22 protein-coding genes are annotated in these 19899 nt (G+C 48.9%); 14 read left to right on the top strand and 8 right to left on the bottom strand.

All coding sequences use genetic code 11. The annotated features are described in order from the left end of the window. Positions 1–61: 61 nt before the first annotated feature. Positions 62–445, bottom strand: a complete 384-nt coding sequence (locus tag BLS15_RS18355; RefSeq protein ID WP_021255298.1) for a YtxH domain-containing protein — start codon at positions 443–445, stop codon at positions 62–64. Positions 446–535: 90 nt separating this feature from the next. Next, on the bottom strand, positions 536–1225 hold the full coding sequence (locus BLS15_RS18350) for a phosphatase PAP2 family protein (RefSeq protein ID WP_021255297.1): 690 nt from the start codon (positions 1223–1225) through the stop codon (positions 536–538). Between the two features lie 155 nt (positions 1226–1380). Between BLS15_RS18350 and BLS15_RS18345 the strand changes: the two genes are divergently transcribed. Continuing rightward, the gene (locus tag BLS15_RS18345; RefSeq protein ID WP_021255296.1) at positions 1381–2388 is read left to right on the top strand and encodes an asparaginase; all 1008 of its coding nucleotides are present in this window, start codon (positions 1381–1383) and stop codon (positions 2386–2388) included. A 53-nt stretch (positions 2389–2441) separates the two neighbouring features. Further along, positions 2442–3146 carry a copper homeostasis protein CutC gene (locus tag BLS15_RS18340; protein WP_090513174.1) on the top strand — a complete coding sequence of 235 codons (705 nt, stop codon included), beginning with the start codon at positions 2442–2444 and terminating at the stop codon, positions 3144–3146. Between the two features lie 92 nt (positions 3147–3238). Here BLS15_RS18340 and BLS15_RS18335 read toward each other — a convergent pair whose 3' ends face one another. Then, complete coding sequence (locus BLS15_RS18335) at positions 3239–3463, bottom strand: DUF1128 family protein (RefSeq protein ID WP_021255294.1); 225 nt, start codon at positions 3461–3463, stop codon at positions 3239–3241. Between the two features lie 288 nt (positions 3464–3751). Between BLS15_RS18335 and yyaC the strand changes: the two genes are divergently transcribed. The 10 genes from yyaC to BLS15_RS18285 all read left to right on the top strand — a co-directional run bounded on the left by yyaC (position 3752) and on the right by BLS15_RS18285 (position 13794). Beyond that, positions 3752–4309: a spore protease YyaC gene (gene yyaC / locus BLS15_RS18330; RefSeq protein ID WP_090513171.1), complete on the top strand. Its 558-nt coding sequence runs from the start codon at positions 3752–3754 to the stop codon at positions 4307–4309. A gap of 473 nt (positions 4310–4782) precedes the next feature. Beyond that, positions 4783–5577, top strand: coding sequence for an alpha/beta fold hydrolase (locus BLS15_RS18325; protein ID WP_021255292.1), 795 nt, complete (start codon positions 4783–4785; stop codon positions 5575–5577). A 157-nt stretch (positions 5578–5734) separates the two neighbouring features. Further along, positions 5735–6016, top strand: coding sequence for an autorepressor SdpR family transcription factor (locus tag BLS15_RS18320; protein WP_021255291.1), 282 nt, complete (start codon positions 5735–5737; stop codon positions 6014–6016). Beyond that, complete coding sequence (locus tag BLS15_RS18315; RefSeq protein WP_021255290.1) at positions 6016–6687, top strand: SdpI family protein; 672 nt, start codon at positions 6016–6018, stop codon at positions 6685–6687. Before BLS15_RS18320 ends, BLS15_RS18315 begins: the two co-directional genes overlap by 1 nt. 5 nt (positions 6688–6692) lie before the next feature. Beyond that, on the top strand, positions 6693–7460 hold the full coding sequence (locus BLS15_RS18310; RefSeq protein WP_090513168.1) for a DUF6483 family protein: 768 nt from the start codon (positions 6693–6695) through the stop codon (positions 7458–7460). A gap of 13 nt (positions 7461–7473) precedes the next feature. Beyond that, positions 7474–8676 (top strand): class I SAM-dependent methyltransferase, encoded by a 1203-nt coding sequence (locus BLS15_RS18305; protein ID WP_021255288.1) that lies wholly within the window; start codon positions 7474–7476, stop codon positions 8674–8676. A gap of 471 nt (positions 8677–9147) precedes the next feature. Next, a complete protein-coding gene (locus BLS15_RS18300) occupies positions 9148–9825 on the top strand; it encodes a PilZ domain-containing protein (protein WP_021255287.1) in 678 nt (225 codons plus the stop codon). A gap of 75 nt (positions 9826–9900) precedes the next feature. Further along, on the top strand, positions 9901–11340 hold the full coding sequence (locus BLS15_RS18295; protein ID WP_021255286.1) for a hypothetical protein: 1440 nt from the start codon (positions 9901–9903) through the stop codon (positions 11338–11340). A gap of 104 nt (positions 11341–11444) precedes the next feature. Next, positions 11445–13541 carry an O-antigen ligase family protein gene (locus BLS15_RS18290; protein WP_090513164.1) on the top strand — a complete coding sequence of 699 codons (2097 nt, stop codon included), beginning with the start codon at positions 11445–11447 and terminating at the stop codon, positions 13539–13541. Positions 13542–13614: 73 nt separating this feature from the next. Further along, complete coding sequence (locus BLS15_RS18285) at positions 13615–13794, top strand: hypothetical protein (RefSeq protein ID WP_028532014.1); 180 nt, start codon at positions 13615–13617, stop codon at positions 13792–13794. Positions 13795–13957: 163 nt separating this feature from the next. Here BLS15_RS18285 and BLS15_RS18280 read toward each other — a convergent pair whose 3' ends face one another. The 5 genes from BLS15_RS18280 to BLS15_RS18260 all read right to left on the bottom strand — a co-directional run bounded on the left by BLS15_RS18280 (position 13958) and on the right by BLS15_RS18260 (position 18445). Continuing rightward, entirely contained in the window at positions 13958–15265 is a 1308-nt protein-coding gene (locus tag BLS15_RS18280; RefSeq protein WP_051614037.1) for an MFS transporter, read from the bottom strand. Between the two features lie 66 nt (positions 15266–15331). After that, positions 15332–16501: a winged helix-turn-helix domain-containing protein gene (locus tag BLS15_RS18275; protein WP_051614038.1), complete on the bottom strand. Its 1170-nt coding sequence runs from the start codon at positions 16499–16501 to the stop codon at positions 15332–15334. A gap of 2 nt (positions 16502–16503) precedes the next feature. Then, positions 16504–17457: a D-2-hydroxyacid dehydrogenase gene (locus BLS15_RS18270; protein WP_028532016.1), complete on the bottom strand. Its 954-nt coding sequence runs from the start codon at positions 17455–17457 to the stop codon at positions 16504–16506. A 143-nt stretch (positions 17458–17600) separates the two neighbouring features. After that, positions 17601–17912 carry a hypothetical protein gene (locus tag BLS15_RS18265; RefSeq protein ID WP_028532017.1) on the bottom strand — a complete coding sequence of 104 codons (312 nt, stop codon included), beginning with the start codon at positions 17910–17912 and terminating at the stop codon, positions 17601–17603. Positions 17913–17986: 74 nt separating this feature from the next. Next, positions 17987–18445, bottom strand: a complete 459-nt coding sequence (locus tag BLS15_RS18260) for a cupredoxin domain-containing protein (protein WP_021255280.1) — start codon at positions 18443–18445, stop codon at positions 17987–17989. A 264-nt stretch (positions 18446–18709) separates the two neighbouring features. Between BLS15_RS18260 and BLS15_RS18255 the strand changes: the two genes are divergently transcribed. Beyond that, positions 18710–19327 carry an undecaprenyl phosphate transporter UptA gene (locus tag BLS15_RS18255; RefSeq protein WP_021255279.1) on the top strand — a complete coding sequence of 206 codons (618 nt, stop codon included), beginning with the start codon at positions 18710–18712 and terminating at the stop codon, positions 19325–19327. Next, positions 19324–19890, top strand: coding sequence for a thioredoxin family protein (locus tag BLS15_RS18250; RefSeq protein WP_028532018.1), 567 nt, complete (start codon positions 19324–19326; stop codon positions 19888–19890). The genes BLS15_RS18255 and BLS15_RS18250 overlap by 4 nt, the downstream gene beginning before the upstream one ends. The last annotated feature ends 9 nt before the right edge of the window (positions 19891–19899 follow it).

Here is a 19899-nt window from a genome sequence, read left to right as displayed (position 1 = left end):
TCATTTTGTGCCTGCTATGATGGTCTAGATGCAATTCTCATGAAAGATTAGATACCATTTACTATTCCTTCTTCAACTCGTCCGCAATTTCCTCTGCTACGTCTGCAGATGCTTCCTTCAACTGATTTGCAGTGTTGGCTGTTGCTTCCTTTACGGTTGCAGCGAACTCCTTGGACGCTTCCTTCACGCTGCTAACGACTGCACCCGCTTTTGATCCAACCGTTTTTACGGTTTCAGCTGTGCGGGATCCAAGATCTGTCGCCATTTCTTTTGTTTTGCCGCCTACTTGCTGTGCCTTATCGCTTATATCTGAGCGCAGCTCGCGTCCGGATTTCGGCGCAAGCAGCAGAGCTGCCGCCGCTCCTATCGCGCCCCCGATGAGAAGTCCCTTTACAAATGTGTTGCAATCCATTTTTGCGTTATTGCATTCTGTGTTTTGACTCATACTAACCTCTCCTTTTGTGGTAGTCGAATGTCTTACTAGAGGATTACACAATTTTAGGAGGTTTGAAACAGAGGCACCCATTATCTGTACCTATCGAGCGCTTCTCTTGCGGTCTCTTAGCCACTGCATCGCCATAATGGTAAACAGAAGCCAGATTGCACCTGCTGTGTATCCGCCCAGCACATCGGTTACGTAATGAACACCCAAATAAATGCGGCTAAGCCCGATGCATACAATAAGTAATACCGTAAGCACAAGCACATATCCGGCAGGCTTGCCCTGTTCTTTTAAGTGAACCCATATTAAATATCCAATCATGCCGAAGAAGGCAGTACTAACCATGGAGTGACCGCTTGGAAAGCTGTAGCCATGTTCAACGACCCAGTGTTCCCAGTCTGGTCTTGCCCGCTGGAAGCAGATCTTCAGGCCTTCATTGACCAAGGCGCCTCCCAGCGAGACAGTCAGAAGGCTTATGGCGTCCCATCTGCGCTTGTACACGAAGGCAAGGAGTACAATAAGTATGCCAGCCAACGGTACAACGACACGGCTAGATCCGATATGGGTGATCCATGTGACGACAGTTGTTAAGGTAGGGGAGGCTGCTTGGCGTACCGTATCCGTTACGTAGCGATCGAAGTCAGTCGTTTGATTCAGAAGAACACTTCTAGTGATAAAAAAGAAAACGATAGCCAAGATAAGTGTCGCGGCAGCTCCCCCCAGAAGATTTAGTGCGAACTTGCGTTTTGCTTCTGGCGAAACGCCCCGATATTGTTGTTTCACAGTTGTCAACACTTCTCCTTTAGGTGTATGTTTACATTACAAGATGTCCGCTGATGATTCTTAAATCACGATTTATGGACAAAAGGTAAATATGTAATATCAATAACATATTTCCATGCTTTGTTGCAACTGGAAGAAATGAAAGGAAGACGAACATGAATGAACGTCTAGTAGAGGAAACACGTAACGGCTGGCTGGAGTGCGAGCATCGCGGTGCAATCTGTGGTGTCGATCGCCATCTGCAGCCTCAATATGCGCTTGGAGATATATATACACCGATGTTCCTGCGTTCGGCAGGCAAGCCATTGCAGGCGATCCCTGTTGTTCGCAGTGGGACACTTGAGCATTATGGGCTGCAAACTCGAGATTTAGCGTTGATGACAGCGTCTCACCGAGGAGAATCCATTCATATTGATACGATGGAACACATTATGCAGTGTGCGGGACTTGAAGAGAATCATTTGATTTGCTCGCCCTCTTTTCCATTGAACGAAGAAGTGAAAGAGCAGTATTTGCGAGATGGAGGAGAACGCCGGAGAGCGTATCATAATTGTGCTGGCAAGCATTTCGGCGTCCTTGCATGGAGCCATATGATGGGCTGGGATCTGGCGACTTATACGGAACCTGAACATCCCGCGCAGCAAGAGATTACACGTACAATCGGCGAGATGGCAGGTGTTGATCCAGAACAGATGCATGCAGGTACGGATGGCTGCGGTTTCCCGGTGTATGCACTTCCGCTTCAAGGACTCGCAACGGCGTATGTGAAGATCGCCTGCCCAGAGCTTATTAAGGATGAACCGACTCGCCAGGCTGCAGAGCGCATCCGCAATGCAATGCAGGAGCATCCATTATTAGTTGGCGGTACGAATCGGATTGACTCGCTGTTGATGGAGGATAAGAACATCATAGCCAAGGGCGGCTTCAAAGGAATATTTGCCTTCGGACTTCGTCGTGAAGGTCTGGGCTTCGCCTTCAAGGTAGCGGATGGTTCAGATGAGGAATGGGCGCATATTGTTGCATCGATTCTCGAACAGATTGGTTATGAGGAGAAGTCGACAATTGAGCGTATTCGTCGCGTGTTCCCAGGCACAATTCGGAACGACAACGGTCGTGTGGTCGGTGAACAGAAGACGGTATTTCAGCTTCAAGCATTGAAGTGAGCGGTATGATGCGCAATTTCGTTGTAGTATGACATCATAGAAGAGGTGAGCTAATGAATCCCATACTCTTAGAGGTTATCGGTACGACAGTGCAAGAGGTGAAGGAAGCGGCGCTGCATGGAGCAGATCGCATTGAACTGATTACTGCATTTTCAGAAGGGGGACTAACCCCTAGTCTCGGGCTCGTTGAAGAGGCTATAGCTTCCGTAAGTATTCCGGTTAATGTGATGGTACGGCCGCATAGCCGTTCATTCGTGTATGATGCGGACGATCGAGCAACAATTGTTCGGGATATTCGCTTGTTACGTGAAACTGGAGCGAATGCTATTGTTTTTGGCGCGCTTACACCGGAAGGGAAGGTAGACGTCGATTTGCTTGAGAGAGTGTTGGAGGCAGCCGGCGATTTGCCGCTGACCTTCCATCGCGCGATCGATAAGTCTGCCGACCTGCTTCAAGCCTTGGATGTTCTGCTTGTTTACCCACAGGTGACTACTGTACTGACATCGGGCGGTAAGCCAAGCGCTCTGCAAGGCCTTGCGTGTATCCAGTCCATGGTGCGGCAGGCTGCTGGCTCGAATCTGGGGATTTTGGCTGGCAGTGGCCTGACCGCGGAGACGGTGGTTGATTTCACAAGGGAAGCAGGAGTGAAGCAGGTTCATTTTGGATCGAATGTACGCATAGGCGGTCATGCCCTAGCACCAATTGACCCTGAACGTCTGCGGGCTTTGCGGTCGTCGCTCAATACAATTACGGAATAATAAAAATAGCTCCCGAGCCGCTTTGCTTATGCACTGTGCGCTAGGAGCTATTTTTCGTTTGGTTGCAACTGGTGATGCGATACGACAAAGTATTAGGAACGGCGTAATTTGCCGAGCTCAGAGACAATCGCCTCTACTTCACTGATGCTGAAAGCAGGCTTGCTCATAATGATATCGTAAATATCCTTAATGTCGTCATATTGCTCTACGGAGAACGCAGAGGACTGCATCGCTGCTGCCGTAGCCATCTTCAATTTATCCTTGATCACATCAATCATCATTTCTACATTGGCTTGCGTTCTTTCATTGGAAACCATGGTTCTCCTCCTTAGACGCTATTGCGATAACGTCCTATTCAACATGTCCGTATTGTATCACGAAAGCAGTGGAAACAAAACGATATCCTCGCGTAATTCAATGTTCGTCCCCGAGGCATTTCTTATGCTTCCTTCCTTATTGTGCCTTGCTTGGCATCGGTGGAATTGTACAGTAGAATGTGAATCATGTAGCAGAATGAATCATGTAGCAGATTGAATCATGCATCAGATTGAATTATGAAGTAGGATTGATCAAGAAGTACAAAGAACAGAAGGAGCCCTCCGCCCATGCAAGTCAACGGCAATATGAATAAGGTATACGAACAGAGCGGCCAGAGAACGCGCTGTACGATAGATCGTCTCCAAGATTGGCTGCGGCAAGTCGCAGACAAGCATCAAGGTCAGAACGTTATGTTCGTCTGCATCGGTACCGACCGATCCACAGGAGATGCGCTTGGACCCTTGGTTGGCACCCGACTTGCGCAGCGTGGATTGCAGGTGGTAGGGACCATGGAAGAGCCATGTGATGCCACGAATTTGCAATCCCGGTTATCTGCGCTGCGGGATCATGTTGTGACGGTTGCAATCGATGCTTGCCTCGGACATCCAAGCTCCGTAGGACAATATCTGGTCAGCCACTCCTCCTTGCAGCCAGCAGAATCGGTTGGCTTAGCTATGCCAGCGGTGGGTCAGTACAGCATTGCTTGTGTCGTGAATGTGATTGGCCCGAAGCCGTATTGGACATTGCAGACGACTTCCTTGCATCACGTCATGAAGATGGCGGACGAAATAGCGGATGCTATCATCGAATCATTTCTTCCCGAGCCAAGCATAAATACCGAATAACCTCCATACAAATGATGTCGTGGGCCAAAAAAAGATGGAGCCGGATCGCCCTCCGCCTCCATCATTCGGGTTCATACAGATGTGCGTGTTAAGCTGTACCGATCCGTTCTGGGGGAACGGATCATTTTTTACTTTCCCGGTCCGTCAGCTTGATAATGAGCTGAACTAACCCGAGAATAAATGCACTCGTGGCAAAGAAAAGTTCGAACCCTTGCATATTGTTCACCCCCCCTCTATTCGAGATCGCAGATTACTGGTGCGGGCAATGCTTGGAGTTGGCTGCTGATTCAGGCATTTATGGGTAGTGTAATATACTATATATGTATGGATGTTTTTGGAATGAAAGAATGCTTTGGACAAGCTTTTTTGAAAATTTTGTGTAATGGTAATTAAAGGTGCATATTTCGGCAGGTTCTGCATAAAATGAAGGCTTGCGAATTTGAGAACGTACCAAAAGGAGAGAGGGATAAGCGATGACAAGAATACAGGTGGATGCTAACTTTACGATGAATGTAGAACAGCAAGGACAAGGCCCTGCTGTCATATTGCTTCATGGCTATTGTGGAAGTTCGAAATATTGGGAAGCGATAATGCCGATGCTGGCGCAGAACTATCGCGTCATTGCTCCAGATTTGCGAGGTCATGCCAAGTCAGATTCACCTGTAGGCGCATATACCATTGAACAAATGGCTGACGATGTGCTTGCGCTTGCCGATAAGCTCGAGCTATCGCAATTTGTGCTGCTTGGTCACTCTCTTGGTGGATATATTACGCTGTCGTTCGCTCAGCGCTATAGCAGCCGCTTGCATGGGTTCGGGCTGATCCATTCCACGAGCTTGCCGGATACCGAAGAGGGCAAGCAGAATCGCTTGGCCGTTGTCGAGAAGCTGCAATCGCAAGGTATCGTTCCTGTTGTGGACGGATTAATCCCGAAGCTGTTCGCGCCACAGCATCTTGAAGAGCATGCCTTGCAGGTGAGCAGGGCGAAGGAGATTGGATATTGCACACCGCCGCAAGGAGCTGCTGGAGCAGCGCTTGCGATGAGAGAGCGAACTGATCGGACTTCGGTATTGCAAGCATCTGAGTTACCCGTGCTGTTAGTAGCGGGAGAGCACGATCAGATTGTGACAGCAGATAAAGCCTTTACGGCGAGCGGGGACAATATTTCGCAGGTTACGATAGAGAAGGCGGGTCATATGAGTATGATGGAGACGCCAGCGACACTTGCGGATGCGCTACACACCTATTTAGCTAATGTATTTCAGTAAGAGGCAGCAGAAGTGTTCTGATGTATTAGGGGAACGATGATATGGATGACCACGTTTAGGGGAGCTTCACTTGAGGAAGCTCCCCTTTTTCGCTATACTTGACTTACTTTTTGGATGTCTGAATCCGAATATTATGTACATGAAGCGAGGCTTTGACATGAATGAGGCGTTTAAAGCACTTGCAGATCCGACCAGGCGACAGATTATAACCTTGTTGAAGGATAAGGATATGACGGCAGGAGACATCGCCGATCACTTTAATATGACGAAGCCAAGCATCTCTCATCATCTGAATGGGTTGAAGCAAGCGAAGCTCATTCTTGATGAGCGGCGAGGCCAGCATATATGGTACTCACTCAATACAACCGTATTGCAGGAGGCTCTCGGCTGGTTTCTTGATATCATTTCATACCAGGGGAAGCGAGGGAGGGATGATTAATGAAACTACTGGATCACAATCTGGAGAGAAGGGCATTTCTGGTATTGTTTGTGTACAATGTGATTGTAGCTGGACTGATGTGGCTGGCATATCCGAAGCTTCCAGAGAGGATTGTATCCCATTTCAACTACTATGGCGCTCCTGACGGGACAATGGAGAAGACGATAGTTTTTATCATATTCTCTGCTATCTTAATACTGATCCCCGTACTTTTGCCGTTCATTCGACGTGCAGATCCGCAGCAGCACAATTACAAGAAATTCGAATCCACATACATATGGTTCGGCTGGGCATTGTCTGTGTTCCTGCAAGCTATATTCGGCGTCGTGATCGGCTATCATCTAATTAACGGGTTTCCGGTGCAATCTCTGATTTTAACTGCGCTCGGATTGTTGTGGATGTTCCTTGGCAACATGTTTGGACGTGTGCGGTTCAACTATTTTTTCGGTATCCGTACGCCGTGGACGCTTGCAGACGAACAGGTATGGCGCAAAACGCATCGTCTGGCAGGCAAGGTGTGGCTTATATCGGGTTTACTATCATGTGCTGGAGCATGGCTGCTGCCCCTTCACTGGGGTGGATACATCGGTTTACTTGTAATAGCGGTATCAGTCTTTGTCCCCATGATTTATTCCTACCTTGTCTTTCAATCTAAAATACGGCCGAGGTGATGGTGATGCACCAACGTGATTATTTACTCCGGTTAATTGAAGAGATGACTCGTATGTTTGGTCAAGCGCTTGGACTAAAGGAAAAGAAGAAGCGTGAGCAACTGATTGTCGAGTGGGATGAATTGTTGCAGCGCCGTTTTCGGATTAGCGGGGAACTGGCTGACAAGCTTCCGGCAGAGGACATCATACGACTGTTCCGGACGGGAGAGCGGCTGCATGCAGATGAGATCCAAGCATTGGCGATTGTACTGTATGAGCGGGCTAAGTTGGAATGGGAACGAAGCAGGCATGATAATGAGTCGTCGCCGTTTGGTGCTGCCGAAGTGCCGCGAAATGGTGAGAGCATGATGGGAACTGACAATGACGAGACAATATATATTCTGCGATTGATGAAGTCGTACGAGCTTTTGCTGGAAGCGACCTCGCAAGGTAGTGATCGGAGGCTGCTTCCGGTTCAAGACTCGATGGAAGCGATATATCAGGTAATCAAAGGCTATCATATTGATAATCGCTTAAGGGAGAAGATGTGGCGCTGGTTTGAGAAGGAGGGTCGTCTGGCTGAAGCGGAGGACTCTTTGTTTGAGTGGTTGGACAGTGGAGAGAGGCATCATCTTGAACAGGCAGCAAGTCGATATACGCAAGCGTTGAAGTTCTATGAACGACTTAATGCAATGTCGGATGAGACGCTTCTAGAAGGGGGTCTAAGCCGAGAAGAGGTCATCTCGGGCAGGGAAGACGTAAGTAAGAATACAGCATGGCAAATGGAACGGTAGGAGTTATAAGCAGATGGAACAATTAACAGAGTTAGTTGAACGAGTGATTACAGAACAAATCTTAAGCAGTGCAGTGCTTAGCCAACTGCGGCGCAAGCCTGAGGAGGGCTACACCAAGGTGCTGCTCAAGCCGGTGCAGTTGCGCGGGCAGATTCAGATCCAGTTCGAGTATCATTATGATAATAAGGTGACGCATGATAATGTCCCGTTAACAGAAGCGGCCGCGAAGGTAATGTCTTTATTCGAAAGTACATTCAAGCAGGGATTGTTGCGGACAACAGAGGGCGATTATCAAGTGTTAATCAGCAAGAAATTCAAGGTAACGATTCGCAAGCAAGCGGCAGTCGTGCGCAAGGTTGAAGTGTCACATAACCGCAAGAAGCAATATGTGTTGAACGAGGGAATTCCGGTTCCATTCTTGGTCGAACTAGGCATCATGGGCAAGGAAGGCAATGTGATTGCAGCGAAATATGATAAGTTCCGCCAAATCAATCGCTTCCTCGAAATGGTGGCGGATGTGCTGCCGCATCTGCCGAGCAATCGTACGGTCCGCATTATCGATTTTGGCTGCGGCAAATCGTATCTAACGTTCGCGCTGTATCATTTTCTGCATGTAGAATCCAAGCTCCCGGTTCACATTGTAGGGTTGGACTTGAAGCGGGACGTCATCGAACGGTGCGAGGCGCTTGCTAGGCGCCTTGACTATGACGGACTCTCCTTCCAAATGGGGGATATCGCCCAATATGAAGGTGCCGATGAGGTCGATATGGTGGTGACGCTGCACGCTTGTGATACCGCGACAGATGCAGCGCTAAACAAGGCTGTACGGTGGGGAGCTCAAGTTATCTTGTCGGTTCCATGCTGCCAGCATGAATTGAACCGTCAGGTGGAGCAGAGCGTGCTGGAGCCCTTGTTGAGACACGGCATATTGAAGGAACGTTTCAGTGCCTTGGCGACGGATGGACTGCGGGCGAAGTTGCTTGATTGCGTAGGATATCGTACACAATTGCTCGAATTTATTGATATAGAGCACACACCCAAGAATATTTTGATTCGTGCGGTTCGCGGTGAAGAACCTGCTGGGCAGGTAGAGAAGACTGACCCGCAAATGTGGAACGAGTATGAGACGTTCAGACAGTTTTTGAACGCAGATCCGTACTTGGAGCATGCCCTGCAGGAGCTGTTGGAAGCTCGTGGCTGCAAGCGCACAGTATAAGTATCTAAGGCTAGAGCCCTCTCCGTTGTGTAGAGGGTTCTTTTTGATGTGGGGGAAGATAGGCAGGCTCATTAACTGGCTTGGTTCTTAGTTATGATCCAACGAATATGGGCGGCTCTCGTTACATCGCATATTGTAGGGCCTACTCCTTCTCTAGTGAGCTACATACATGAACTTCTTGGTCGAGCGACTCTATCCAGCAGTATGCTTCTCTTCAAATTCCCTCCGTTTTGGACGATATATAAAGGAAGGTAGTATGGAACAGGAACAGTAACAAATCAATGCCCATTAAAAGAATCTATAGCTGCATGGTTATAGAACAGGGCAAAGTGAGTTGTTGCAATAGAACAAGCAGGACGCCTATGTCTGGCTCGATCTTCATACAGCAAGAGCAAGATTAACGTGAATAGTGAAACGAAGCGAAGCAAGGGGATAAACTGCGAACGAAGAACCTAGGAGGTTGAACGGTCAATGACGGGAGCTTATGTAACGGATGCTCCAGAGCATTTGTTAATGTCGCTTTTGCACAGTCGTACAGTGCTTGAGGGCGACAACTGCATTGCAACGGGAGTATTGTCTTATTTAGAAGGAGATGTCATGGAGGTAGAACTGCCAGAATTCGAGCGGTTTGAACTTGGAGAGGCGCTGAAGGTGACCATATATTCGCCGGTAGGCATATTTAATTTCCATACTCAGGCTGTGGCACGGCATGAAGGGTCGTTGATGCTTATTCATCCGCCGCATCAACAGCGCAAATTTACAGATCAACGCTTATTTCCGCGAATAGAGGTACGCAAGCATGGATACGTACTGCCTCCACGACCGGCGGAAGGAATGGCAATTACGCCGACGCCAATACCGATTCATATCGAAGATATTAGTTTGAATGGGATCGGTTTCAACATTAAGGGGAACTCTTCATTCGTGGAAGGAAGCGAATTAGAGGCTGAACTGCAGCTTGGATTTGCTGTTCCTTGCCGCTTAACGATTGCTCGTATGGCGAGTCGGGAAGACGATATCTTCTATGGAGCCAAGCTTCAGGTAACCAGTGATCCTGCACAACGGTCCCTGCGTGCATTTATTATGCGGGAACAGATTAAATCACATATTGATCGCAAATCAAAAAATTCAATAACAGCTCGCCCATAACATGCTAAAATAGCAATGTACTTCACCATTACATAGAATAGAAATGGTAGGAGAGAAAGGGAGGGAGGGAGCAGCTTGAAGCGCGCTTCTCGTCATGTAAGGAACTTATTAATCGGATGTCTTGGCATCGTGCTCCTATTAAGCGCCTTACCAACATCGACGTCAGCAGCTGGGCTAAATAATCGATACCCGACTAAGGTGTTTGAGGTATTCACAGACGTTGCAATGAATCAAGAAGGGCGTCAGAAGATTAAGGACGAGTTAATTCAGCCATCTGTTACGAATGTTACGTATCAAGAAGTGGTGAACATTGATCCTGCAATTGCCGAAGTAAAGGTAGATTTACCAAATGAAGAATACGTGGTGACACCGCATAGTCCAGGATCGACTACGGTCGAGTTCAAATGGATCCGAGGGGATGGAACGGTACTTCATCATAAGTTTGTCGTTGCGGTAGTCGACCCCTCACAGGGTAATATTATTCCTCGGATTAGAGAACCTGAACAGGAAAGTTATGTGCAGCTAGGATCTTCTGAAATCAATGATTTCCAAGATATATTTGAGAATGTAGATTGGAGATCCAACCAGCCGGTACCTTATAACGAGCTTCGATCCGGAAATGGCTTCAAGAACATAACACCTGTTAATCAGAAACGATATCTTTTCAGCGCTGAGGCTCAGTACGCAGTGGATACAAGATGGGTATTCAAAGTAACAACGAGAGATAATAACGGAGCAATTATGTCCGCTACATACTTTAAGGACTACAAAATCAATCAGTCACCCAGCCTGAAAAATAATTTTGATCGTACTGTGCATTTGATGCCTGGCGGGGAAGCTAGTATCGTGCTGTCACGGTATTTTGAGGATTTAGACAATGATGAATTATTCTTTACTGCAGTCTCGGCAAACGGCCAGGTCTCATGCGAGATTAATGGGGATAACCTGCTGTTGCGTGCGAGAGCCGATTCCGCAGAGGGCATCGAGAAAATCACGATTACTGCGGATGATCAACGACAAGGTATTCCTACGCATGGAACATTAAGCATGTACATCAGCAAACCGCGCGAAGTTGGCATTGCCGGTACCTATCCAGAAGTAGATAACGGCTTTGAAGTGATTCCAGCAGGCTCCGGTGAGTATTACATGGCTCCATTTGAACAGTATCTGCCTTCCTATGCAGAGCTCGAACAGAAGGTTGCATCAGGTAATGCTCGTAAGGGAGAACTTACAAGTGGGGGCAGCCTTACATTCATCATTGATCAACAAAAGGGCCAATCTAAAGGATTTGATGAAGGACAGTATGGTCTCTATCTGTTCGATGGAACGACGGTCACGCTGGAGAGAGCGATTGAATTGTCCGGCAAAGAGAAAGTCATTCGTGAATTGAAGGAGCTGGCTGCCGCAAGAGGCGAATCATCCTATCAGATTGTGGACGCCCAGCAATGGCTGTTCACGAAGGGTGACAATAATTTTGTTCGCGCTAAGATCGTGATGGCGATTCTCGCAGAATAACAAGCAGTATCGTCAGAAGGTCAACCTAAGGGTTGGCCTTCTTTTTGATTGTCCATCATAATAGATATAGAATTGGTAGAATCGGGAAAGAAGGGGGAGTGCAGATGAAGGTGGATTTACAACAAGATGGCCATGGCAATTTTGTTGTTTTGTATGTTGGAATCGGGACAATCTTCGCTGTGCTTCTTGTTGGGTTATGGAAGCAGGGGCTGTTCTATGATCGCGATGTGGGAATGCTATCCCTCCTGCTCTGCGCAGCTTCTGTATGTATGCTTGCCGCATGGAGGTGGGATGCAGTCCTTCCATTGCCACTCATATATCCGCTTCCCCTGCTCATCGGATATCTCATTAGCTGGGTGTTAGGGCCTGCAACCGTATATGGCACAGAGATGCAAATCCTAAGAACCGCGATGCTGCAAGCTTGGATTATACTGCTCGCCATTATGCTGCACAGAGGGGGGGATCAGACTAAGCGGCTCATTACAGGTTCAATCCTGTTAGTCGGATTCTTAATCAGTGGCAGCGCTCTTGGCATGCTCTATGGATGGATACCGAATGAATCAGGTGTGATGGTGAGTCAGAATTCAGAATTGTCGGCGTTTGGATTTCGATTAGGTGGGGTTGTCCAATACCCGAATACGCTTGGTGTACTTGCCGGGGCGTTCGCGTTACTGCACTTGAACGGCGCAGCCTGTTCGGCGGCTAAAGCTCGAAGCCAACGGAGTGGAAGTGTTCGTGTACGGGTTGTCTCTACCAAATGGCTGCTTGCGGCTGTGCCGATTGTTCCCCATTTGGTCGTCCTTGGTCTTACCGAATCAAGGGGATCCTGGATCGTGTTCGGTATCGTATTGCTGGTTGGAATCTGGAGCGCTCGCGGCTATCGTGCGGAGTACGTGACGACGTTTTTGTGGTTCGGAGCATGGTCTTTCCTAGCGGCCGCATGGAGTGCCTCGATGTGGCAGAGTGGGGATGGGTGGCTGCCGATGCCTGTTTGGTTCGCTTGGATCGGTTCAATTGTACTGTTCGGCGGCTTAATGCTGAGTCTGTCTCAGAACCGTCGGCTACGAAATGGGTTGATTCTCATCATACTTCCAATGCTTATGATAGCAGGCATTCACTTGCTGCCTACAGGGGCAAGCAGTCGGATTACGGATCATTATGCTACTGCAGGAGCGCGAACATTGTTCTATAAGGATGCAATTACGCTGTGGAAGGAACATCCTTGGTTCGGCGCAGGCGGAGATTCATGGCGGCAGCAGTTTGCACGCATACAGAGCGAGCCGTATGTTGGCAAGGAAGTGCACAGCAGCGTGCTGGATATGCTGCTTGATGTAGGGCTGGTATTTACAATGCCTGCAATAGGGTTAGTATTAGCAGCATTGCTGCTAGCATGGCGTCGGCATGCCGGATTCGGATTGGCCGCAGCGATGCTGCTTGCACACAGTCTGATTGATTTCGACATGTCGTATGGGCTAGTGACGCTGCTGTTCGCATTGCTGCTAACGCTGGGCTTGTACGATGAGAGCCTCAATCATGGCTCTCCAAGGATGCGCTTCGCGCTGTGGCAGGTGGGCACGAAGCGCAGGAAGCGTCTCGCGGCACTGCTGCTTGCCGCTCCGCTGGCAGCCGCAATCGTGCTCGCGTCGTGCCACCTCGTGGCACAACAGCTCGCCGCGGCTGCCAGCGCTGCTGCCGACAAGGCCACAGGCCCTGTTGGCATGGCCCGCGCGCATGCGCAGCAAGTGGCTGCGCTGCGCTGGGCGCCCGCGAACACGGCGCTTCGCATCGCCGTGAGCCGTACCCTGCCTCCGCAGGAGGCGCTTGCCCTTCTGCAGGAAGGGCTGCGCTACGAACGCGATGGCAAGGGGCTCTACCGTGCGCTCGCCTTGGCAAGTGCACGCCTTGGCCGCGCCGATGACGCCGCCGCTTGGTGGGAGGCGGCGGTTAGCAGCGACCGCTTCGATCGCGTGCTGCAGACCGAAGCCATTGAGAAGCTGTCGCTTGCGGCGCACTACAGTGCAGATCGCCTTCAAGCGACCGCATATGCGAACGCAGCAGGCAAGATGTTCCGGCGATATGAAGCGGAGGCACATCATGTCCTTCTCATGCGCAATCCTGCGAACGGCAAGCGTTTCGCAATGACGGAGGAAGCGAAGCGGGCTTACAGCTCGATCGTTTCGATGATCACGAGGGGACAGTAGTTCATGGACGTTAACCAGAATTCGGAGCGCTGGTCGCCTTCATTTGACGACACCAGGATACCGGGCTTTTCTCATGAAGTTGAAGGTGAACTTTGAACATGCTGTGCCTGCCGGCACGCCGATAGGGGCGGAATCTCGAACAACTCAAGAAAAAACCGGCCTCGTCGCAGATAATGCGAACCGAGGCCGATTTGAACTTTCCGCTGAATTAATATTCGCCACTCCAAGGCGGTACGATCAGATTAATAAATAGCATCGTCCCGCAGCATCCGGTTGAAATCAGCGGTACGTACCTTCGCTGGAGCGAGTACGTCAATGTTGCCAGCACGATAAACAATATGAAAATGACATCCATAAGACGGAAAGTTGGCTTATTTTCAGGCTCCTTACTGGAGTCTTTTGATCTGCATAAACCGCTACCCGGAAACCTCCTGCATTTCTTGCGGCTGCGTTGATTGGAACCTGGTCGGCCATAATACGTGCTGAAAACTCAGGCATAAGACGCCAATGATGAAGACAACTGTTCCCAGCAAAAAAAACACCTTGCTCACACCCATTCCACGAATCAGTAAGCCTCCGATTAAAGGCGCACCTACCATCATCGTGCTGGCGGACATATTTTGAATGCCAAAGATCCGGCCTGTCATACCCTCAGGAGTTTCTTTCTGTAGGACATAGTTATAAGTCACGATAGACAGCCCGTTTCCAATACCGATCACAAGTCCCAAGACGATGCTCCATATTTCATGTGAATCCGCCCTTAAGAGTCCCATGCTTCCAAAAGCAGCTCCAATCAACGCGGCTCCTCCCCCGATCCCAAGTCCATACCTCACTTTGCCAAGACGGTTCAGCAACAGGATGGTGATAAACGCTCCGACTCCTGTGGCAGCCACCATCCAGCCAAGCAAAGACTCGTTATGAGGGGCAATTTCCCGATACAACGTCGGAAACTGGAAATCGATCATCAAAATAATCAGCATAATGATCATATTCACGATAAAACTACTAAAAAGAATCCGGCGCTGCAGCAGCAATGCCCACCCTTGCTTCCATAATTGGGCGAAGCTCATCTTAGTCTCCGCGCCGTTTTCCGAGTCATCAGAATTCTCCTGATTCTCTGCTTTTGCATTTTCATCGATATGCCGCATTGTATATAGCAAGATGCAGGAGAAAAAGCGCGTGATGGCATTCACCAAAATACATAATTGTGGGGAGATTACCGTTAATGCCACTGCGCCAAGCAGGGGCCCCGCGATTTTGGAAAATTGATTGACGAGCCCGTTATACGAGGTTGCTTTGAGCAGTTGATTCTCCTGAACCACCTGGCGCGTTAACGCTTGATGCGCTGGAACGCGGAATACTCCCATTGTGGCGCGAAACGCAAGCAAAGGCAGCATCCAGTACATGCCGGGAACAAACAGCAGCAATATGGTGAGCAGCGTCTCGGCTGCATCGGCCAACAGCATGAGATTGACCTTCTTCCAGCGGTCGGCGATTACACCGGCGAAAGATCCGAACAGAATGCCGGGGAGAGCGATCATCACCGGAATCAAGGCGATCATAAACGGATCCGCATGCCAGCGGTATGCCACCAGAATCTCAATCGCAAAGACGTCGAACCATTCGCCGAAAGATGAGACGGCATAAGCCGAGTACATTTTAGTAAAAACTGGGTTTTTCCAAATAGATGTCTGGTGCCTGTTTGATACAGATGTGGTAGACATGAATATTTCCTCCGCAAAATCAGAATAGAATTTCTCTCACTTTAACGAAGAAATATCAGGGGATTATCAGACAGAACCTATAATCCGCTCAATCATCTGTTCTATGGGCAGTTTATATGCCTCCAGCTTATACCCCTGTTCAAACTCATCATACCGAGTCTGGAAGGTCTGCAGCAGTTTGGAATCGTGATATGATGTTTTCAAAAAATGGAGCGTACCAATGATCAACCGAGCGAGCAGCGGTACATTATGCGCCGTTTTGCCGGCCTCAAGGCCATATTCGAATGCGGCAGCTGCTTCCCGGGGGCGGCCTTGAAGCAGCAGCAATTTCCCTCTTAAACCATGGTAGGCGCTGATTTCCCGCAAATAAGGAGCTTCAGCCAGCATGTCTTCGATCTGCCTGGAGCACCGCTCTGCCTCCTGGATACTGCCTGCGACCAAATGAATATGCATTTCCGACATGGAAATATGAACCTTGAAGGTATCCAGCTTACCTTGCTCCTTTTCGATGATCTGATAAGCTTCTTGCACACGCTGCAGATCCTCTTCAACACGACCGTTATCTGCATAAAGACCAAGAATATTTAACACTTTCAGCTCGCGATGCATCTCAAACGGTAAAATCCCCGATTCAATCGTCCGTTCAAAGTAATTCAGACTTTTTGCCGGTTCCATGTAAAAAGAGTAGTAAAATATCAGCAGCCAATATAATTTATCTGGGTTCTCCGCATCGCTTTCCAGAAACCAGTCCAGATCTGCCCGCACAAACCTCAGAAACATTTGATGGGAGGGACTGATATTCACGCCAAGAAGCTCTTGCTGATTGACAAGGGCTAACATCGATTGGCTTTGCCCTAACATGAGATAGGTGTCCAACAACTGCCCGATTTGCTTCTGCAATCCACTGTCCGTCAGCGACGGAACCGCAAGTCCCAGCGTTTCTTTTATTGTGAGGCTGTAGCCAAGCCCCCGCACGGTGATCAGTTGAACTTTTCCGCTCCATGGTTTCATTCTTTTTCGGAGCCGATACACATGATCATCTACCGTTCGTTCGCCCGGATATTCCATTGGCCATACCTGATCCAGCAGCTGCTCCCGGCTAAAGACCTTGCCGCGATTTCGGTAAAGAAATTCGAGCAGCGCGTATTCTTTCGCAAGCAAGTTGATTGTCTCAGCCTGAAAGCTGACAGAATAATCACGAGGTTCAAACGCAAGCCCGGCCACCATAATCAGCATTCTCAGTATTCCTTGTCGTAATCGACAATGCTGTGAGCAGGACGTCCCTGTGCGATAAAGGCCTTGAGATTCTCGATAAACAGCTTCGTAGCTCGTTCCTTCAATTGATCGGTATTGCCTCCAATATGAGGAGTCATGATGACATTGTCCATGGACCATAACGGATGATCCTCAGGCAATGGCTCAATGTCGAACACATCGAGGCCAGCGCCTGCGAGGTGACCGCTGTTCAAGGCGCCGATAAGAGCATCCGTCTTCACCGATGCACCGCGTCCAACGTTGATAAACAGTGCCCCTTGCTTCATGGTAGCGAACCTATTTTCATCATATAAGTTTATCGTCTGAGATGTCTTTGGCAGTATGTTGACGACTACGTCGCATTCAGATAGAACTTCATTCAGCTGCTCGAACGTGTACAAGCCGTCGACATAATCAGTCGGTTGAACGGAGCGGCGTACGCCTAGAACACGCATCCCGAACGCCTTGGCAATTCGTGCAACCTCAGCCCCGATTTGCCCGATGCCGATAATCCCCATGGTCTTGCCCAGCAGTTCCGTATAATTCCCTTTACTGTCCCATACGTGTCGATCTTGGTTGCGAATCGCTTGTGGCAGATTGCGAGTGAAGCCGAGCAGCATCGCGAATACCGTCTCCATCATCGGGACGGGATGCACACCCCCCGCCGTAGTCAACATTACATCGTGCTTGCGGAGTGTATCCATCGGAATATAATCGGCACCAGCCGTCCACAGCTGTATCCAGCGAAGCGGGGATTCATCATGGAGGCATTCCTCGATGATAGCAGGCGACCAACCGAAAATAACTTCAGCTTGTCGGAATACGTCTCGATCGAGCTCCTTAGCTCGTCCAGCAATGACATTGTATTCGGGAGCAGCGAGGCGAATGACCTCTAGAAATTCTGGCGGCAAAGCTAGTGCACATACGATATTTTTCAAGATGATGTCCTCCTTAGCGTCCATTTTCTAACATCATAACTCGAATCCGATTGGTGCGTCTATGAGTGCTCCGTAGGTTGCTGGACATTAGAAATAGGCTGAACGGATGGTAACCCGACAGCCTGCATGAGCGATTATAGCAGTTAGCCTCCGAATGCTTGCCGGAAGCTGGAGGATAATTTCGCTTGATCTATATTCCACAGTGCGGCAAGCTCTTCGCAGACGGTCTCGTCCCACCAATCGGACAGCTTCTTGCGGTTGGCACCGTTCTCGTGAATCCAGATCAAGTTCTCAATCACTTTGCGATAGTATAGTTCTTCTCCTTGTTTGACGAGATCTTCGGGAATCCAGACGTTCATCCGCTTAATGGTTCGATACAACTCATTGTTGCAAGCACGGCGAATTCTTCTGGCTGTGGGGAGAGGCCTTGTATGAGGCTCCTTCGGGGCTTTCAATGGATGACGACTCCTTTCCTGCATATATGTTCATCATATGCAGGCATCCTACCCAGGTTCCTTGTGGCCACGCGCTATTTCGAATCGATTACGATATACCCTACCATAGGGCCTTCATGCTGCATATCCGGATGGGTTAAGCAGACGATGCGATGAATGCCTTCTTTGGCAGTAAAGGTGATGACGGTTTCTTTGTCTTTCTCGATGCTGCCTTTTACATTCATGCTCTCGATTTCGAAATCATGCTTTTTTCCGTTGATTCCGCGAATACGAAGCTCAACACGCTCACCGGCCTTGGCGTGAACGGTACCCGGAATAAATTGATACACTTCGATTTCTTTCCCATTGTCCAACTTGGACTTAATCTCTCCTGTAACCATGTGGAGAATTCGAGTCGATTGAGGTGCTGCCTCAACTGCCCGTTCCGACCGCACGGTTTCATAGCGCCAGAACGCTGCAGCTACTAATATGGCGGAGAAGACGATTGCACCAATTCGCAATTGTTTGCGAGAGACAATCCAAAAACGTGTCAAATTGTGAAACCTCCTTTGCCCAATTGAGTATCACTTATTAGTGCTTGTTCATAACATTTCATTTGCAGGCAGCCATTACTAGAGAAGATATAAGGTACAAGCTTGTGCTTAGTCCAAGTGTATGCATGGCCAGGGTAGCGCATGACTTGTGTTATCCCAAGGGGCAAGGAGGCATCAAGATCGAACAAGCCAAAGTCATGATTGGAGTCATGGCGATCCATATGTTAGAATAAGCTGGGAATTAAAAAGGGAGAGAGACAAGCTATGGCATGGATACATGATATGATCAATATGCTGCTTCATTGGGTGCAGCAGCTTGGGGAATGGGGAATAATGCTGGGGCTCATGATTGAAGTCATTCCGAGTGAAATCGTGTTAGCCTACGGCGGATATTTAGTATCGATTGGCAAAGTCAGTTTTATCGCTGCGATTATTTTCGGCACAATTGGTGGTGTCTTTGCGCAACTCATCGTATATGCAATCGGCAGATATGGCGGGCGGCCCTTCTTGGAGAAGTTCGGGAAGTACATCCTGATACGCAAGCACCATATTGAGAAGTCGGAAGAGTGGTTCCAGAAGTATGGAACAGGCGTAATCTTTTCTGCACGATTCGTTCCGGTTGTCCGTCACGCGATTTCCATACCAGCAGGAATATCCAAGATGCCGGTAGGGAAATTTACGCTTCTGACAACGCTGGCTGTAATCCCATGGACCATCCTATTTGTTTATTTGGGGTACGCGCTTGGAGATCAGTGGGAACATATTAATGAGAAGGCGGCACCTTATGTTCAGCCATTTATTTTGGTTGCACTTGCTGGCCTTACCCTATATTTTGTTATCAAATATATGAAATCCAAGCGAAGAGAGGGGAACCCGAAATGAGCAAACATGTAGCGAATGTGATAGGCCGAGGAATTTCACCACAAGCATTTATCGACTCCATGCAGAAGAACAAGGAAGCCTTCATTTCCTGGTATGATCAATTTGCTTGGTTCAGCGAAGAAGAGAAGGAGTTTTTCGAATCGCTTCAATATCGGGACGATATCCGCTGCTTAATCTTGGCGGCAGATTGGTGTGGAGATGCGGTACGTAATGTGCCTGTTGTGTTCCGCGCTATGGAAGCAGCAAGCATTGACACAGAAGTCTTAATTATGGAACAGTTCCCTGAGGTTATGGATCAATTCCTGACGATGGGCGGACGCTCCGTTCCTATCGTCATCTTCGCTGATACGGGCGGCTATGTTCTCGGTCAATGGGGACCTCGTCCGAGTGACGTGCAGGCACATATGGTCCGATTCAAGGAAGAGAACCCGGATCGTGAAGCTCCGGAATACCAAAATAATTTGAAAGTAGTCAGACAGCGTATTCTCGAACAATACGGCGAGGGAACGGGCTATCATGCTCGAATTACGTCTGAATTGAGAGACCTGCTGTCGGGCTTTTAATATAGCAAG

This window comes from Paenibacillus sp. cl6col (assembly GCF_900102125.1).
Lineage (GTDB): Bacteria > Bacillota > Bacilli > Paenibacillales > Paenibacillaceae > Paenibacillus_B > Paenibacillus_B suaedae.
Note: the sequence above shows the minus strand (reverse complement) of the source record. Positions and strands in the feature narration are given on the sequence as shown.